17 protein-coding genes and 1 tRNA gene are annotated in these 16,923 nt (G+C 68.2%); 11 read left to right on the forward strand and 7 right to left on the reverse strand.

Going from position 1 to position 16,923, the window contains the following annotated elements; all coding sequences use genetic code 11:
* Positions 1-23: 23 nt before the first annotated feature.
* The 3 genes from IG75_RS0116975 (at position 24) to IG75_RS0116985 (ending at position 2,019) form a co-directional block, all read left to right on the forward strand.
* The gene (locus IG75_RS0116975; RefSeq protein ID WP_030522260.1) at positions 24-482 is read left to right on the forward strand and encodes a flavodoxin domain-containing protein; all 459 of its coding nucleotides are present in this window, start codon (positions 24-26) and stop codon (positions 480-482) included.
* Positions 483-733: 251 nt separating this feature from the next.
* A complete protein-coding gene (locus IG75_RS0116980; protein WP_030522261.1) occupies positions 734-1,216 on the forward strand; it encodes a pyridoxamine 5'-phosphate oxidase family protein in 483 nt (160 codons plus the stop codon).
* Between the two features lie 227 nt (positions 1,217-1,443).
* Positions 1,444-2,019: a TerD family protein gene (locus IG75_RS0116985; RefSeq protein WP_030522262.1), complete on the forward strand. Its 576-nt coding sequence runs from the start codon at positions 1,444-1,446 to the stop codon at positions 2,017-2,019.
* A 224-nt stretch (positions 2,020-2,243) separates the two neighbouring features.
* Here IG75_RS0116985 and IG75_RS0116990 read toward each other — a convergent pair whose 3' ends face one another.
* On the reverse strand, positions 2,244-2,882 hold the full coding sequence (locus tag IG75_RS0116990; RefSeq protein WP_030522263.1) for a TetR/AcrR family transcriptional regulator: 639 nt from the start codon (positions 2,880-2,882) through the stop codon (positions 2,244-2,246).
* Positions 2,883-2,943: 61 nt separating this feature from the next.
* Between IG75_RS0116990 and IG75_RS37380 the strand changes: the two genes are divergently transcribed.
* Complete coding sequence (locus IG75_RS37380) at positions 2,944-3,618, forward strand: class I SAM-dependent methyltransferase (RefSeq protein ID WP_030522264.1); 675 nt, start codon at positions 2,944-2,946, stop codon at positions 3,616-3,618.
* A 51-nt stretch (positions 3,619-3,669) separates the two neighbouring features.
* Here IG75_RS37380 and IG75_RS0117000 read toward each other — a convergent pair whose 3' ends face one another.
* Positions 3,670-4,071: a DUF4345 domain-containing protein gene (locus tag IG75_RS0117000; protein WP_030522265.1), complete on the reverse strand. Its 402-nt coding sequence runs from the start codon at positions 4,069-4,071 to the stop codon at positions 3,670-3,672.
* Positions 4,072-4,193: 122 nt separating this feature from the next.
* Between IG75_RS0117000 and IG75_RS0117005 the strand changes: the two genes are divergently transcribed.
* The gene (locus IG75_RS0117005; RefSeq protein WP_030522266.1) at positions 4,194-4,784 is read left to right on the forward strand and encodes a TetR/AcrR family transcriptional regulator; all 591 of its coding nucleotides are present in this window, start codon (positions 4,194-4,196) and stop codon (positions 4,782-4,784) included.
* A gap of 75 nt (positions 4,785-4,859) precedes the next feature.
* Here the strand turns inward: IG75_RS0117005 and IG75_RS0117010 are convergent, their stop codons facing one another.
* The 4 genes from IG75_RS0117010 to IG75_RS0117025 form a co-directional block, all read right to left on the reverse strand.
* The gene (locus IG75_RS0117010; RefSeq protein WP_051714670.1) at positions 4,860-5,615 is read right to left on the reverse strand and encodes a nucleoside triphosphate pyrophosphohydrolase; all 756 of its coding nucleotides are present in this window, start codon (positions 5,613-5,615) and stop codon (positions 4,860-4,862) included.
* On the reverse strand, positions 5,612-9,226 hold the full coding sequence (gene mfd, locus IG75_RS0117015; protein WP_030522268.1) for a transcription-repair coupling factor: 3,615 nt from the start codon (positions 9,224-9,226) through the stop codon (positions 5,612-5,614). The genes IG75_RS0117010 and mfd overlap by 4 nt, the downstream gene beginning before the upstream one ends.
* Positions 9,227-9,458: 232 nt before the next feature.
* Complete coding sequence (locus IG75_RS0117020) at positions 9,459-10,106, reverse strand: TetR/AcrR family transcriptional regulator (RefSeq protein ID WP_030522269.1); 648 nt, start codon at positions 10,104-10,106, stop codon at positions 9,459-9,461.
* Between the two features lie 162 nt (positions 10,107-10,268).
* A complete protein-coding gene (locus tag IG75_RS0117025; RefSeq protein ID WP_245713353.1) occupies positions 10,269-10,931 on the reverse strand; it encodes a TetR/AcrR family transcriptional regulator in 663 nt (220 codons plus the stop codon).
* Between the two features lie 311 nt (positions 10,932-11,242).
* On the opposite strand from IG75_RS0117025, the gene IG75_RS0117030 reads away from it, so the two are divergent.
* From IG75_RS0117030 to IG75_RS0117055, 6 genes are all read left to right on the forward strand, one after another.
* Positions 11,243-11,313, forward strand: a tRNA-Gln gene (locus IG75_RS0117030).
* A 43-nt stretch (positions 11,314-11,356) separates the two neighbouring features.
* Entirely contained in the window at positions 11,357-12,847 is a 1,491-nt protein-coding gene (gene glmU / locus IG75_RS0117035) for a bifunctional UDP-N-acetylglucosamine diphosphorylase/glucosamine-1-phosphate N-acetyltransferase GlmU (RefSeq protein ID WP_030522271.1), read from the forward strand.
* On the forward strand, positions 12,844-13,824 hold the full coding sequence (locus IG75_RS0117040) for a ribose-phosphate diphosphokinase (protein ID WP_030522272.1): 981 nt from the start codon (positions 12,844-12,846) through the stop codon (positions 13,822-13,824). Before glmU ends, IG75_RS0117040 begins: the two co-directional genes overlap by 4 nt.
* A gap of 120 nt (positions 13,825-13,944) precedes the next feature.
* On the forward strand, positions 13,945-14,190 hold the full coding sequence (locus IG75_RS0117045) for a hypothetical protein (protein WP_030522273.1): 246 nt from the start codon (positions 13,945-13,947) through the stop codon (positions 14,188-14,190).
* An 82-nt stretch (positions 14,191-14,272) separates the two neighbouring features.
* Entirely contained in the window at positions 14,273-15,382 is a 1,110-nt protein-coding gene (locus tag IG75_RS0117050) for a hypothetical protein (RefSeq protein ID WP_030522274.1), read from the forward strand.
* Positions 15,383-15,542: 160 nt separating this feature from the next.
* Complete coding sequence (locus tag IG75_RS0117055) at positions 15,543-16,460, forward strand: ribonuclease Z (RefSeq protein WP_030522275.1); 918 nt, start codon at positions 15,543-15,545, stop codon at positions 16,458-16,460.
* Positions 16,461-16,486: 26 nt separating this feature from the next.
* On the opposite strand, the gene IG75_RS0117060 is transcribed toward IG75_RS0117055, so the two are convergent.
* Entirely contained in the window at positions 16,487-16,873 is a 387-nt protein-coding gene (locus IG75_RS0117060) for a cupin domain-containing protein (RefSeq protein ID WP_030522276.1), read from the reverse strand.
* Positions 16,874-16,923: the final 50 nt, after the last annotated feature.

The raw sequence follows: 16,923 nt of genomic DNA on the forward strand, positions 1-16,923 counted from the left end.
AGTTTGAGCGGAAGGAGCACGCGGTGCGTATCGTCGTCCTGTTCGGTTCGGAGATGGGCACGGCGGAGACGGTGGCCGAGGGTATCGCCGAGGAACTGACCGAACACGAGGTCGCCGTCTTCGATATGAGCGAGTTCGATATCACCGGACTCGACCCGGAGATATTCCACGTCATCGTGTGTTCCACCTATGGCGAGGGCGATCTGCCCACCGGGGCGGAACCGTTCTTCGAGGCCCTCGACGCGCATCGACCCGATCTGACCGGGCTGCGCTTCGCGGTCTTCGGGCTCGGCGATTCGGTCTACGACCACACCTTCAACCGGGGCGGGGAGATCGCCGCCGAGAAGCTCACCAAGCTCGGCGGTGCGCAGATCGGCGAGCACGCCCGCCACGACGCGTCCGGCGAGACCAAGGCCGCCGTGCTGGGTCGTGCATGGGTCCGGACCCTCCCCTTGGAGACCGCGACCCTCGCCCCCGCGTGACCCGCCGATCCCGGAAACCCGTGGGCCCCCGACGACACCCCGCCGCCGACCGCCGGGATCTCCGAAGGGCCTTCTCCACCTCCCCTTCTGAGGGTCGCCTTGCCCGAGCCGCCCGGTTTCCGGTCGGCACCACGGTGTTTCAGCGCAGGTCGGGGGCCGGTACTTCCTCCGCGCGTGTCGGCGCCGACCTCTAGACTGGTGCATGGTACGGCACACCCCCGCCGCACCACGTCGATCCAGGAGGGGACGATATGGCAGCCGCAATCAGTCCTGCGGAGAATCCCGCAACAGACCATCCCGAGCTGGAAGCGCTGCCGGAATGGCCGCAGGAGACCATCGCGGTTCTGGTCACCACCGATCCCGCGCCGCATGCCATCCCGGTGTCGTGGCCGGTACGTGCCGGCGACCGGCGAATCCTGCTGAGTCTCAAATTCGATCGCGGCTCACTGGCCCGGCTGCGGGAGCGGCCGCAGGTGGCGCTGCTCATCCTGGGTGGCGGGAACGTGGCGCTGTGCGCCCGGGGCGCGGCCAAGGTCATCGCCGAGGAGATGCCCGGCGCCGACGACTATGTGGCGGTACGCCTCGATGTGGATGTGATCGACGATCACCGGCAGTCGGCTTTCGCGGTCGCGCAGGGGATCCAGCGCACAGTACTCGACGACAGCGAACTGCGCGCCCTGGAACACCGGGTGTCGACGCTGAAGTCCTGGGCGGAGAACGAAGAGAAGATCTGAGCCGGACCGACCGGCTCACCACCCCGGGTGTTTCCGGCACTTCGCTCGGTGCGGTGCTGTACGACACCCGATCGCCGGATCACTCCGGCGCCGCAACATCCCTCGCGCTCGGGGCGCTCCCCATCGGATGACCCCCGGCGCGGTCGTCGTCGGGCGCGACGGCGCCGATGGTTCCGGGCGCACGGCGCCGTGATCATCGGGCGCCCAGGCGCCGCGGGAAGGAGAACATGAGCGTCAACCTGGCCAAGGGCGGCAATGTCTCGCTGTCCAAACAGGCCCCCAACCTGACCAAGATCGCCGTCGGACTCGGCTGGGATGTGCGCACCACCGTGGGCACCGACTACGACCTGGATGCCAGCGCCCTGGCCACCGGGCCGAATCTGAAGGTCCTCTCCGACGAGCATTTCATCTTCTACAACAACCTCCGGTCCCCGGAGGGCTCCATCGAGCACACCGGAGACAATCTCACCGGTGAGGGCGACGGTGACGACGAGGTGATCAATGTCGATCTGGCCAATACGCCGGAGACGATCACCAATATCTTCTTCCCGGTCTCCATCCACGATGCCGATCAGCGCGGCCAGTCCTTCGGCCAGATCCGCAACGCCTATATCCGGGTGGTCGATCTGAACACCGGCGCCGAACTCGCCCGCTACGACCTCTCCGAGGACGCCTCCTCCGAAACCGCCATGGTGTTCGGCGAACTCTATCGCCGGCAGGGCGAATGGAAGTTCCGCGCGATCGGTCAGGGCTACGCCTCGGGTCTGGCCGGTATAGCGCGCGACTACGGAGTAAACGTCTAACTCTCGAGCAGCGCAGGCCCCCGGACTCCACAGTCCATTCAGACCTGTTCTGTTGCACCGCGTTATGCGTGGATACGTTCGCAGCGGAGCCTGAGCCGAGGGGCGATGGCGTCGAAGCCGGACCATTGCGACCTCAGCGCGCGAATCTGCGTTTGCCCACCCGGTGCCGGTCGGCGGTTGATCACCGCCCCCGCGAGCCGGATGACGATCGTGACTTCGCCTGCTCAGCCGAGATCGGCGCAGAGTTGAGAGACCAATGCGTTACGAGCCCACTCCTCCCACCTGTGCGGTGACCACTCGCGGTCGCGGACAAAAATCAGGTAGAGCTGCGGGCTGAGCAAGCCGAACAGCACGTCCGCCGCTGTCTCGACCGAGAGGCCGGGGCGAACGTCAGGCTTGCCGACCAGGGCTTCTGCCGCTGCGTACTGCACGGTGTAACGCGGGTCGGGGCCGTCCGGCCATTGCGCGGCGATCTCGGGGTCGGTGGCTGCGGCAGCCGCGATCATCGGCATGATCGGGGCGACCCGGCCCAGGATCTCGCAGGTGCCGCGGACGTGCGCGCGCAGTTGCCTGGCTGCGGTGGGCTCGGCGCACGCGGTGCGAAACCACGCACGGTCCATGGTGGCGACCGGCTCGGTGTCCCCGGCGATGGACGTGTCGACGACGTCCTTGAACAGCGTGCGCTTGTTGTGGAAGACGAAATAGACCGTCTGGACGGCCACACCCGCCCGATCCGCGACTTCCTGCAGGCTTGTCGCCCCGTAGCCCTGGGTGAGGAACAGCTCGCGAGCCGCCTCGACGATTTTTTGGTGGGTGCGGCGCGAGCGCTCGCCCCGCTTGTCCGGCCGCTTGACTCTGTCCATTCTGCGAGTGTATCTCTAGATACTGAAACTAGAGTATGACTCTAATTTGTTGGAGGAAGCGATGAACCGTCCCCACACCACCCAGCAACCCGAGCCGGACTCGACCACAACCCAGCAAGACCGGGAAGAGGAGTCCGTCTACCGCGCATTGGAGGGTTACTACCGCGCCGGCAAGGCGCCGTGGGACACCGGAGTGACGCCGCCAGAGCTGGTCGACCTGATAGAGGGGCCGGGGACACTGCCGCCCGGCCGCGCCCTCGAACTCGGCTGCGGTACCGGAACCAATGCCACCTACCTCGCACGGCACGGCTGGGAGGTGACGGCGGTCGACCTGATCGACAGCGCCGTCGGTCAGGCCAGAGAGAAGGCCGAGGCAGCAGGAGTGGCGGTACGCCTCCTGCATGGTGACGCATCCCGCCTCGACGAGTTGGATGTGCCCGGCCCGTTCGATCTGTTCTTCGACCTGAGTTGCTACTGCGGGATCCCACTGCACCGCCGTGATGCCTACGCCGCCGGGCTCACCCACCGCGCCGCCCCCGGCGCGCGATTGCTGATGTTCGGGTACGGCCCCGAGCCGCTCGGCAATCCGGTCCCCGAGGTCACATCGTGGGCGGCGGGTGTCACAGCCGACGAACTCCGCACCAGGTTCCCCGGCTGGGAACTACTCGACGTCACACCGGGCACCAACTCGGTGCCCACCTTCTGGTTCACTCTGCACCGCAACGCCCGGCTGTAACATCCGGGGCGGATGGTCAGCCGGGTAGCCGACGACGGGGCGGTCGCACGCTCAGGCGGGTGCCGTCACCGATATCGGCCGGGTCTCGATGCCGCGGGCCAGCCAGAAGTACACGGGGGGCAGGACCAGTTCGAGGACGGTCAGCCCGATGACGAACCCGTGCGGCCAGCCGTGTGCGGCCACCGAGAAGAAACGGGCGAGGCCGCCCACGAACATGATTCCGGCCAGCCACCGGACGGCGCTCCGGTCGAGCGGCGACCGGCGTACCGCCTGAATCCAGGCCAGTCCGTAACCCGCGAAAATCGCGCCGAAGAAGCGGCTCTGGTTGTCGTCGGTAGCCGTGAGGGCCCCCGTATCCGGGACGGCCTCCGGGCCGATGACGATATGCGCGATCCCGATCAGGACGCAGACGACGCCCATGGTCCAGCACAGCCACCGCAATGTCTTTTCCATCTGAGCACTCCCCATCGAATTCCCTGCACGGCGCGAGTTTTCGCGCGACTCCGAGTTAGTAGACGTGTGTCTAATAAGACCATACGACCGGCAGTAGACACACGTCAACTAACCTGGGCGAAATGAGCACCCGCCGCCGACTCGCCCCGGAGGAACGTCGAGAGCTACTCCTGGACGCCGGAGAGCGCCTCTTCGCCGAACGGGCCTACGACGATGTTCTGATGGAGGACGTGGCCGCCGCCGCCGGGGTTTCGCGAGCGCTGCTGTACCGCCACTTTCCCAACAAGCGCGAACTCTTCGCAGAGATCTACCGCCGCGCGACGACACAGCTGCTCGCGGACACTGTCCTCGACTCGCAACGGCCGCTCACCGATCAACTGGCCGCCGCCCTGGATATCCATTTCGACTATTTCGAGTCCAACGCGCATTCGGTGATCGCCGCCAACCGGCAGCTCGCGGGCGATCCCACCGTCCAGGCGATCATCTGGGGCGAACTCGGCGAACTCCGTCACCGCATGGTCGATGTCACCGGTCTCACCGGCCGCGACCGCGAACTGGCGTCCTCGGTGCTCATGAGCTGGCTGACCTTCGTGCGGGTGCTCACGGTCGACTGGCTGGAGCAGCGCTCCTGCACCCGCGACCGGCTCCGTGACATCTGCATGGGCGCACTCGCCGGGGCCTTGGGCCCGATCCTCGCGCCGGAAGAATCCTGAGCGCTTCGCCCGAGTCGGCGGATTTCGGTTCGTGGGGACCGCCGATCCCGTTGTCGGGCAGGCGGACGGCCCCGATCAACGACCTCGCCGGGCACCGGCCGGCCAGTGCTCGAGCCAGTCGTCGGCAGACAACGGAAGGCGGGCGCCCCGGCGGATTTCGGCGGCGTCCTCGGCCTGCCGAATCGCGGTAGCGAAGGCGAGGGCGGCCTTGCGCAAGCGCTCTTCGGCGCTCTCCGGACCGCCCAGGTGGACGGTACGCAGATCGTCCGGGATCAGTTCCTCCGGGAGACCGGCCCGCACGCTGCGGGAACAGATCTTCTCCGCCAACGCCAGCGCCGGTTGCGCCGAGGCGATACCGTCCAGGCAGGAACGCCGCGTCTTCTCCGCGGATTTCTTTTCCTCCCAGGCCTTCTCCTGCGCCGCCACTTTCTCCTCGACCGTGACCGCCGCACCGAAACCGTATTCGTCGGGGCCCGCGGCCAGATGCGGGCTGCGGTTCACCAGTTTGGCGACCAGCGCGGCGGCCACGTCGTCGATGGTGAATTCGCCCGCCGCCTCGGCTATCCGCGAATGGAAGAGCACCTGCAGCAACAGATCCCCCAGTTCCTCACGGATCGTCGCGGCGTCCTCCTGCTGGATCGCGTCGAGCAGTTCGTAGGTCTCCTCCAGCAGATACGGCCGCAGGGAATCGTGGGTCTGCGTGACCTCCCAGCCGCCGAACCGCCACAGCCGGTCCATCACCTCGACCGCTTCGGCCAATCCGGCGGCCACGGCAGCGGTTTCCGATTCGAGCACACCCGGCTCGGGCCGGTCGGCGCGCGCATCGCTCATCGCGCCGGACTCACCTCGGTCGCGACCGTGAGATCGACCGCTCCGGCGGCCTTGCCGTCGAGGGCGAGCAACAGATCGGCGAGATACTGCAGCAGCGCGACATCACGCAGCCGGTCGGCGCCGACGCTGTCCTGCACCCGTGGCAGCGGCAGCTGCACCACCGAACTGGCCGCGCGGTAGTTCGCGCTCGGGTAGATCCGCTTGAGCCGCATCTGTTTCGAATCGGGTAGCGACAGCGGCGACACCTTCACCGTGGTCCCGGTGACCGCGATCTCGGTGACCCCGTACTCCCGCGCCAGCAGCCGCAGTTTCGCCACCGAGACGAGCCGGCCCACCTCCACCGGCAGCGGACCGTAGCGGTCGGTGAGTTCCTCGACCACCGCGGCCAGCGCCGGATCGTCGTGGGCGGCGGCGAGTTTGCGGTAGGCCTCCAGCCGGAGCCGGTCGCTGGCGATGTAGTCGGGCGGGATGTGCGCGTCCACCGGGAGATCGATACGGACCTCTTTGGTCTCCTCGGTGGTGATCGGTTTGCCGTCCGCGGCCGCGCGGTAGGCCTCCACCGCCTCGCCGACGAGACGCACATAGAGGTCGAACCCGACGCCGGCCACGTGGCCGGACTGTTCGGCGCCCAACACGTTACCCGCGCCGCGGATCTCGAGGTCCTTCATCGCCACCGCCATCCCCGCGCCGAGATCGGAGTTCTGCGCGATGGTGGCGAGCCGGTCGTAGGCGGTTTCGGTGAGCGGTTTCTCCCCCGGATACAGAAAATAGGCGTACCCGCGTTCGCGGCTGCGCCCCACCCGCCCGCGCAACTGGTGCAGCTGGGAGAGGCCGAGCGCATCGGCCCGTTCCACGATCAGCGTATTGGCGTTGGAGATGTCCAGGCCGGTCTCGATGATCGTGGTGCACACCAGGACATCGAATTCGCGCTGCCAGAAACCCTGCACGGTGCGTTCGAGGGTGTCCTCGTTCATCTGCCCGTGCGCCACCACGACCCGGGCCTCCGGGACCAGATCCCGGATCCGCTTGGCCGCCTTGTCGATCGAGGAGACCCGGTTGTGCACATAGAACACCTGGCCGTCGCGCAGCAGCTCACGCCGGATCGCGGCGGTGACCTGCTTGTCGTTGTAGCCGCCGACATAGGTGAGCACCGGATGCCGTTCCTCGGGCGGGGTCAGGATGGTCGACATCTCCCGGATACCGGCCAGGCTCATCTCCAGCGTGCGCGGGATCGGCGTCGCCGACATGGTCAGCACGTCCACATGGGTGCGCAGCGCCTTGATGTGCTCCTTGTGCTCCACCCCGAAACGCTGCTCCTCGTCCACGATCACCAGGCCGAGATTCTTCCAGCGCACACCGGTCTGCAGCAGCCGGTGGGTGCCGACCACGATATCGACCTCCCCCTCGGCCATCCCCGCCAGCACCTCCCGCGATTCCGCCGGATCGGTGAACCGGGACAGACCCTTCACGGTCACCGGGAAACCGGCGAGCCGCTCGGAGAAGGTCTGCAGATGCTGCTGGGCCAGCAGGGTGGTCGGCACCAGGACCACCACCTGCTTCCCGTCCTGCACGGCCTTGAACGCGGCGCGCACCGCGATCTCGGTCTTGCCGTAGCCGACATCGCCGCAGACCACCCGGTCCATCGGTACGGCCTTCTCCATATCCGCCTTCACATCGGAGATGGCGGTGAGCTGATCGACGGTCTCGGTGAAGGCGAACGCGTCCTCCATCTCCCGCTGCCACGGGGTGTCCGGGCCGAAGGCGTGGCCGGGCGCCGCCTGCCGGGCGGCATAGAGCTGTACCAGTTCACCGGCGATCTCCCGGACCGCCTTACGCGCCCTGCGCTTGGTGTTCGCCCAGTCCGCGCCGCCCAGCTTGGACAGGCTCGGCATCTCCCCGCCCACATACCGGGACAGCTGGTCCAGCGATTCCATCGGCACGTACAACCGGTCGCCGGGCTGCCCGCGTTTCCCGGGGGCGTATTCGATCACCAGATATTCGCGCCGCGCACCGCCGACCGTGCGCTCGATCATCTCCACGAACCGGCCGATGCCGTGCTGGTCGTGCACGACCATATCCCCGGCGTTCAATGCCAGTGGATCGACCTGGTTGCGGCGTTTGGCCGGCAGCCGCTTCCCGTCGGCCGGCGCGGTGACCCGGTTACCCGTGAGATCGGATTCCGCGACCACCACCAGGCCGGCGTCCCCGAAGATCACCCCGTCGTGCAGCGACCCGCACAGCACCCCGACCACCCCGGGCGCCGGTTCCGCACCGGCCTCCAGTTGCGCGGCGGGAACCTCGGCTTCACCGAGACGCTCCAAGGTGCGCTGGGCGGTACCGTGCCCGGCCAGCACCACCACCGCGCGACCGCCGGTCGTCACATGCGCGCGCAGCGACGCGAAAATGGTCGCCACCAGTTCGTCGGACCCCCGCGCGGTGGGGCCGGACTGCACCGGCAACTCCACCTCCGCGGGATCCCCGGACGCCAGCGGGCTCAACGTCCACCAGGGCAGTTCCCGCGCCTCGGCGCTCGCCTGGATATCGGACAGCGGGCGATAGGCCGACGCCGCCAGATCCAGCCCGTGCGCACCCAGCGGCGCGTCACCCCCGAAGGAGGCGGCGGTCCACGACGCCTCCAGGAACTCCTCACCGGTGCGCATGAGATCGGCCGCCCGGGTGCGCACCTTCTCCGGATCGCACACCAGCAGATGGGTGCGATCGGGCAATTGCTCGGTCAGCAGGCGCAGCTCACCGGGCTGCAGCACCGGCAGCAGCGCCTCCATACCCTCGACCGGAATACCCTCGGCCAGCTTCGCCAGCATCTCCACCAGCGCGGCATCCGCCGGGTTCGCCGCCGCCACCTCCGCGGCCCGCTCGCGCACCGCCGCGGTGAGCAACAGTTCCCGGCAGGGCGGCGCGACCACGGTCTCCAGCGAGGTCTCCCCGAGCGAACGCTGATCGGCCACCGAGAACGGCCGCAACTCGGTGATCTCATCGCCCCAGAACTCCACCCGGACCGGATGATCCGCGGTCGGCGGGAACAGATCCAGAATGCCGCCGCGCACCGCGAACTCGCCGCGTTTACCCACCATATCCACGCGCGTGTACGCGAATTCGACCAGCCGCGCGACCAATTCGTCGAAATCGGCTTCCCCGCCGATCCGCAGCACAATCGGTTCGATATCGCCCAGACCGCTCGCCATCGGCTGCATCAGCGAGCGCACCGTGGTCACCACGACCCGCAACGGTTCCGGGAACACCGGATCGTCCGGATGCGCCAGCCGCCGCAACACCTCGAGCCGGCGCCCGACCGTATCGGCGCCCGGCGACAACCGCTCGTGCGGCAAGGTCTCCCAGGAGGGGAACTGCGCGACCGCCGATCCCAGCATCTCGCCCAGTTCCAGCGTCAGATCATCGGCCTCCCGGCCGGTCGCGGTCACCACCACCACCGGCTGCTCGACGGCCATGGTCGCCGCGACGAACGACCGCGCCGCCGCCGGCGCCACCAGTTCCACCGGCGATCGCCCGAGCATCCCGGAAACGGTCCGCAACGCGGTATCGGCACCGGCCGCGGCGGCCAGTCCCGCCAGTGGTGGACGTGGGGCAGACATGTTCTCTCCTGAACGCCGAACGAAAGAATTCCACCGGGCCAGCCGAGTGTATCGACGAGCGTCCAGCGGATTATCAGCGGTCCGGGAGGACAGCTCCGCCGATCTGCCGAGGTCAGACAATCAGCAGCCATGAACGGCGGGAGCGGATGTGCGTATCGGTCTGCTCACGGAAAACGAGGCGGGCCGATACGCGAAGGCGAGCACCGCGGATCGGCGGTGGGCGGCGCCGGGATTACGGCACGTAGCGCCGCAACCGCCGGGCGGCGAACTCGCGGAAGTACGACACCTTGTCGTCGGGGACGATGGAGGGGAGCAGGAAATACCAGGCCCGTTCCATGCGCGACGCCATCTGGTCCACCGATTCCGTGCCGACGGCCACGATGTGGATTCCGGTGGTGAGCCCGTACAGCAGCAGGCCGACGGTCTCCGGATCGAGGTCGGGGAGCAGGTCGCCCTGGGTGATCGCCCGTTCGGCGAGGAGGCGATAGGTCTCGCCCCAGGTCTTGGCGATATTGTCGCCGTTGGCGCCGCGGTAGTCGCCGATCTGGTGGGTCAGTTTGAGCATGGCGCCGACCATCGGGTCGTTCATCGACAGGTCGGCCACCACGTAGGTGATGCCGATGGCGGCTTCGAGGGCGGGGACCCGGGAATCGAAGAATCCTTTGCAGGACGCGATGAGGCGTTCGTTGCCCTGGTCGACCACAGCGCGGGCCAGTTCCTCTTTGGACCCGAAGTGAAAGTACAAGGCGCCCTTGGTCACGTTGGACTGCGCGATGATCTCGCTGAGGCTCGCATTGGCGTAGCCCAAGCGCAGAAAGACATCGGCAGCGCCCGCGAGAACGGAATCGCGAGTGATCTCCGCGCGCGCTTGCCTAGCCATCAGCTCCGCCTGTCATCCCAATAACCAGCCATCCTGAAGTAGACCGACATTGTCGAAGTAGACCGACTTACCGCCCGAACAGCACCCAAAGGATGGGTGAACCGTACCATCCGTGTTCGCTACGTCTCTCGATTCATCGACCCGCCCGAGTTCGCCGGTAGTTCATCGGTGGTTGCCCGAACTGTGCTGCCCGCCCGGCGAGTTCGCCGGAGGCTGCCCGGGCAGGGCGGGCCATTCCGAGCTGAGCTGGGGGTCGGCCTCCAGATGGCTCAGGCCGTTCCAGCACAGATTGACCAGATGGGCCGCGACGACTTCTTTGGATGGGCTGCGCACATCCAGCCACCAGGTGGCGGTGGTGGCCACCATCCCGACCAGCGCCTGGGCGTACAGGCCGGCCAGGCTGATATCGAAACCGCGGCGTTCGAAATCACCGCCGAGCAGATGCGCCACCTGATTGACCGCCTCGTTGAGCAGACTCGAGTAGCGGCCGTCGGTGGAGGACACCGGCTGATCACGGACCAGGATGCGGAACCCGTCGGTGCGTTGCTCGATATAGGTGAGCAGGGCCAGCGCCACCTGTTCGAGCCGCACCCGCGACCTGTTGTTGGTGAGCGAAGAGGTGATCATGTCCAGCAGCATCGACATCTCCCGGTCGACCACGACCGCGTAGAGCCCCTCTTTACCGCCGAAATGCTCGTAGACGACCGGTTTGGACACCAGGGCGCGTTGCGCGATCTCCTCGATGGATGTGGCGTCGTAGCCGCGTTCGGCGAACAGGGCGCGACCGATCTCGATCAACTGCTGGCGCCGCTGGGTACCCGTCATCCGCTGCCGGCCCACCGGAACCTGCTCGGCGGCCTCTCCGGCGGCCCGCAACTCCTCGGTTGTTCTCGGTTCTCCCGACGCCACGTTCCCGCCTCCCTGGTTATCGGGGCCGCGGGTGCCGGAGCCGGACCTGCGACCAGAACCATCGAGATCAACTGTCCCAGACCCGTGGCGGCCGGAGACACCCGGGCGGTACCGGGGCCGCTGGCGTGTCGCCACCACCACGGTTCGACGTATCCCGGGGTGGCATGCGAGTATCGTTCCCGTGCCGGGGCACAGCGGCGGGTTTCGGGTACCTGCCGGTGTGACAGTCCGCCGTAGTGTAATGGCAGCACCTCTGATTTTGGTTCAGATAGTTCAGGTTCGAGTCCTGGCGGCGGAGCAGCTCGCGTGCACGATGACCATCGTCGGCCCGAGGGAGATTCATGCAGGAGCAGACCGCCGTCATCGTGCTAGCCGCAGGTGCCGGTACGAGAATGCGGTCGAAGACACCCAAGGTGCTGCACCCGCTCGCCGGGCGCAGCATGCTGGCGCACGCGCTGTACGCGGCCCATGCCATCGACCCGCGCCATCTGGTGACGGTGGTGGGCCACGACCGGGAGCAGGTCGGGGCGGCCGCGGCCGCGGTGGCCGGCGAACTCGACCGGGAGATCGTGCCGGTGGTGCAGGAGCAGCAGCTGGGCACCGGGCACGCCGTGCAGGTGGGGCTCACCGGACTGCCCGCCGATTTCTCCGGTGACGTCATCGTCACGTCCGGGGATGTCCCGCTGCTGGACGGGCACACCCTCGCCGCCCTGCTCGACGAGCATCGCAGCTATGCCGAGCGCCCCGCTGTCACGGTCCTCACCTTCGTACCCGACGATCCCAACGGCTACGGCCGGATCGTGCGTGACGCCGACGGTGAGGTCGCCGAAATCGTCGAGCACGCCGACGCGACTCCGGAGCAGGCCGCGATCCGCGAGGTCAATTCCGGCGTGTACGCCTTCGACGCCGGGGTGCTGCGCACCATGCTGGGCCGGCTGTCCACCGCCAATGCCCAGCACGAGCTGTATCTGACCGATGTCCTGAGACTCGCCCGCGAGGCCGGCTACCCAGTGCAGGGCGCCCGCCTGGTCGATTCGGCCAAGGTCACCGGCGTGAACGACCGCGTGCAGCTGGCCGCCGCGGCCCAGACGCTCAACCGCTACATTCTGGAACGCCATATGCGCGCCGGCGTGACCATCATGGACCCCGCCACCACCTGGATCGATACCGATGTCCGGATCGGCCGCGACACCGTGGTGCGCCCGGGGGTGCAGCTGCTGGGCACCACGGTGATCGGCGAGGATGCCGAGATCGGCCCGGACTCCACCCTCACCAATACAGCCGTCGGCGACGGCGCCCGGGTGATCCGCACCCACGGCGAGGCCGCGACGATCGCCGCGGGGGCGACGGTCGGACCGTTCAGCTATCTGCGGCCGGGCACGGTGCTGGGCGAGTCCGGCAAGATCGGCGCCTTCGTGGAGACCAAGAACGTCGAGATCGGCCGGCACACCAAGGTCCCGCATCTGACCTATATCGGCGACGCCACCATCGGCGAGCACAGCAACATCGGAGCATCCAGTGTGTTCGTGAACTACGACGGGGTGCGCAAGCACCGCACCGTCGTGGGCTCACACGTGCGTACCGGCAGCGATACGATGTTCATCGCCCCGGTGACCGTGGGTGACGGCGCCTATACCGGGGCAGGTACTGTACTGCGGGAAGACGTTCCACCGGGCGCGTTGGCAGTGTCCGGCGGGGCGCAGCGCAATATCGAGAACTGGGTGCAGCGGAAACGACCGGGAACCGCTGCAGCAGATGCGGCGGCGAAAGCTCTCGCGGCCGAAGAGACACCAGGTCGGGCAACAAAGCTTAAGGATGGCAACCAGCAGTGACCGCGTCATGGATCGACAACCAGAAGAACCTGATGCTCTTCGCCGGACGGTCGCACCCCGAACTAGCCGAGCAGGTCGCCAAGGAACTCGACGTTCACGTCACCCCGCAGACCGCGCGTGATTTCGCGAACGGGGAGATCTTCGTCCGGTTCGAGGAGTCGGTTCGCGGTTCCGACGCCTTCGTCCTGCAGAGCTTTCCGGCGCCGCTGAACCAGTGGCTGATGGAACAGCTGATCATGATCGACGCGCTCAAGCGCGGTTCGGCCAAGCGGATCACCGCCATCCTGCCGTTCTACCCCTACGCCCGCCAGGACAAGAAGCACCGCGGCCGCGAGCCCATCTCGGCCCGCCTGGTCGCCGATCTGCTCAAGACCGCGGGCGCCGACCGGATCGTCACCGTCGACCTGCACACCGACCAGATCCAGGGCTTCTTCGACGGCCCGGTCGACCATATGCACGCCCAGCTGCAGCTCGCCGAGTACGTGCGCACCAACTACAGCCTCGACAACATCACCGTGGTCTCCCCCGATTCCGGCCGCGTCCGGGTGGCGGAGAAGTGGGCGGATTCGCTGGACGGCGCGCCGCTGGCGTTCATCCACAAGACCCGTGATCCGCTGGTGCCGAACCAGGTGAAGTCCAACCGGGTGGTCGGCTCCGTCGAGGGCCGCACCTGCATCCTTATCGACGATATGATCGACACCGGCGGCACCATCGCCGGCGCGGTGAACGTACTGCGTGAGGCCGGTGCCGGCGATGTGGTCATCGCCGCGACGCACGGCGTGCTGAGCGCCCCGGCCGCCGAGCGGCTCGCATCCTGCGGCGCCCGGGAGGTCGTGGTGACCAACACCCTGCCGATCACCGAGGACAAGAAGTTCCCGCAGCTCACCGTGCTGTCCATCGCGCCGCTGCTGGCCCGCACCATCCGTGAGGTGTTCGAGAACGGTTCGGTGACCGGACTGTTCAACGGCAACGCCTGACCCTTTTCCCGAACGGCCCCGGACCTGCTGGTCCGGGGCCGTTCGGCGTTCGGGGCGGGGAGCCGACACCGCTGGTCACGGTCCCGCCGAGCGGCCCCGCGGCGGCGCATACTGGTTGGTATGGATCGCGAACCACGAGAGCCCGATATGGGTGACGACGACCAGGAGGACGAGGTCCGCGCCTACGAACGCTATATCGAGGACCCGCCCGCGGACCTGCGCATTCGCAATCGGGAGGGCGATGACGACGGCCGTCTCGGCATAGCCGAGGAACTGCGGCAAGAACCGGACCGGCGCGACCGCGCCACGGACGACAACCGGCCGGCCGAGGCCGCCGCCATCCATATCGAGGAAGAACCCGAATAGGGGACGCGCCCCGGCAGCTGACGCTGCGCCCGCACCGCGGTACCGGCCTACGAGCCCTCGACGATACGAACGAGGAGACGTGATGAGCACACCGCAGGACCCGCGCAACTCCGGCGACAGGCCGGAGGACAGGAGCACAGACCGGCCGGAATCCGATTCCGGCGCCACCGGCGGGCCTGCGGCGGACCACCCGCGGGAAACCCCGGACGAGCCGTACGTCACCCCCGGCGCCCCGCAACCTCCCGACGACACGCAGACCCCGGATAACGCTCCGGAGCCCCCGCCGGGTGATACGGGGTCCGGCGCCCCGCAGCCGCCGGAGGCCGGCGAACCGTATGGTGCGCAGGCGGCACGGTCCGACGACCCACCCACCGAGTACCTGCCGAAACTGCTCGGCCGTGGACCCCGGCCCCCGTCCGGATCGGAACAGCCCGCGCCGGGGTCCGGCGAAGGTGCCGGAGCCTATGAGCACGGCCGGTACCCCGGCACCCCGGAGCAGCGGCCGCCCGGCGGTGAAGTGCCCCCGCAGGCGTGGTCGGCCCGGCCCGAAGAGCAGTCCCCCGGGCAGGCCTGGCAGCAGCAGTCACCCGGCGGGTATCCGGGGTCCGGGCAGCCGCAGGGCGGGTCGCCCTATCCGCCGCAGGGTGGGCAGTATCCGCCGCAGGGCGGGTACGGCGGACAGCCGGGTGGTGGATACGGCGGTCCGGGCGGCTGGGGTGCCCAGGAACAGTCCGGCTGGGGTGCCCAGGAACAGTCGGGGTGGGCCGCCGAGGGGCAGACCGGCTGGGGTCCGCAGGAACAGGCGGGCTGGGGTGGCGCTCCCGGATGGTCCGGCGGCGGCGCACCGGGCGGACAGCAGAGCGGCCGGCCGGGCGGGACGCCCGGTGCCGGTGGTTATCCCGCCTACCCCGAACAACAGCAGTACCAGCCCTATGGCGCCGACCGGCAGCCGGAACGCTCGGGCCCGCAGGTGCTGTCCATCATCGGTTTCGTCTGCGCCGCGGTCTCGCTGCTGTTCTGCCCGATCGTGTTCGGTGCCGCCGGCATCGTGCTCGGAGTCATCGGGCATATCCGCGGCGAGCCCCTGGGCAAATGGGCGGCCATCGCGGCCGCGATATGTCTCGTGGTGGGCGTGGTGATCGGGTTGCTGCTCACCGGGACCGAGATCGTGCCCAACGAATCGTTCGGCTGACGAATTCGGCGCGTCCCCGCGGGCCCGTTCCGGTCGCACATGCGCCCACGTACTACGCGGTGCCGCGGGGGCGGATATCGTCTGGCCCATGCCCGAGGAACGAGGCGCCGGTGGATTCGCGGCGGCGACAGGGGCGGCCGCGCCGCCGTGGTGCGGATAGATGTCACAGCGGGAACTGGTCGTACTGGGCACCGCGAGCCAGGTGCCGACGACCCAGCGCAATCACAACGGATACGCACTGCGCTGGGGTGGTGAGGTCGTACTGTTCGATCCCGGCGAGGGCACCCAGCGACAGATGATCCGCGCCGGGATCTCCGCGACCGATCTGACCCGGATCGCGATCACCCACTTCCACGGTGACCACAGTCTGGGTCTGGCCGGGGTGGTGCAGCGGATCAATCTGGATCAGGTCCCGCACCCGATCGACACCTACTTCCCGGCGTCGGGCCGGCGATTCTTCGCCAACCTCTGCGACGCGACCGCCTACCACCGGACGATCGAACTCCGCCAGCGGCCGATCACCGAACCGGGCGCACTACCGGCCCCCGGCGCCCCCTTCGAGATCACCGCCGCCCGGCTCGACCATCCGGTGGAGGCGTTCGGTTACCGGCTCACCGAACCCGATTACCGGACCATCCGGCCGGAGGCGTTGGCCGAGCTCGGCCTGCACGGCCCGATGGTGGGCCGTCTGCAACGCGAGGGCGAAATCGCCTGGCAGGGCCGGACCGTAACCCTCGACGAGGTGAGTACGCTGCGGCGCGGCCAGAGTTTCGCGTTCGTCATGGACACCCGCCTCTGCCCCGGCGCGCGGGAACTCGCCGCGGGAGTGGACATGCTGGTGATCGAAGCGACCTTCGTCGAGGCCGATGCCCGGCTGGCCGCCGAACACGGTCACCTCACCGCCGGGCAGGCTGCCCGGATCGCCGCCGATGCCGGGGCGCGGACCCTGGTCCTGACCCATTTCTCGCAGCGGTATCCCGGCCTCGACCAGCATCTGGCCGAGGCGCGGCGGGAGTTCGGGGGCGAGATAGTGATCGCCGCGGATTTGGACCGTATCCCGTTCCCATCCCGCCGCTGACCCCCTCCAGGGGCGGAGACCGGCCGTCACGGTCCGGCTACCGGCTCGATTCGCGTCCCGTCCCGCAACCCGATCGACATGATGTCGGACGGCTGGTCGAGCTCGATCCGATGCCAGCGGTTACGCGGTACAACGAACGCCGTGCCCGCGCTCAGGCGCACTTCGGTCTCGGCGTCACCGGGGTGGTCCGGACGCAGATAAAGCCGCAGCGCACCGGACAGACAGCACACGGCCTCCTCCGATCCGGGGTGGATCTCCCAGTGGTCGGCGTGGACATCGGCGTCGGTTTCGACGTGGAAGGCGGCCAGCTGCCAGCCGTCCGTACCGTCGCGCATCCGTCGTTCGCCGGTTCGTACCCGGCCCTCGGGGTGGAAGTTCAGGGCGCGCGCGAACAGGTCGATGGCGGTGGTCATGGTCGATTCCTCTCGTCGGTGTTCTTGTGAACAGTTGGTTGTGCGGAAGT

This window comes from Nocardia rhamnosiphila NBRC 108938 (assembly GCF_000720425.1).
GTDB lineage: Bacteria > Actinomycetota > Actinomycetes > Mycobacteriales > Mycobacteriaceae > Nocardia > Nocardia rhamnosiphila.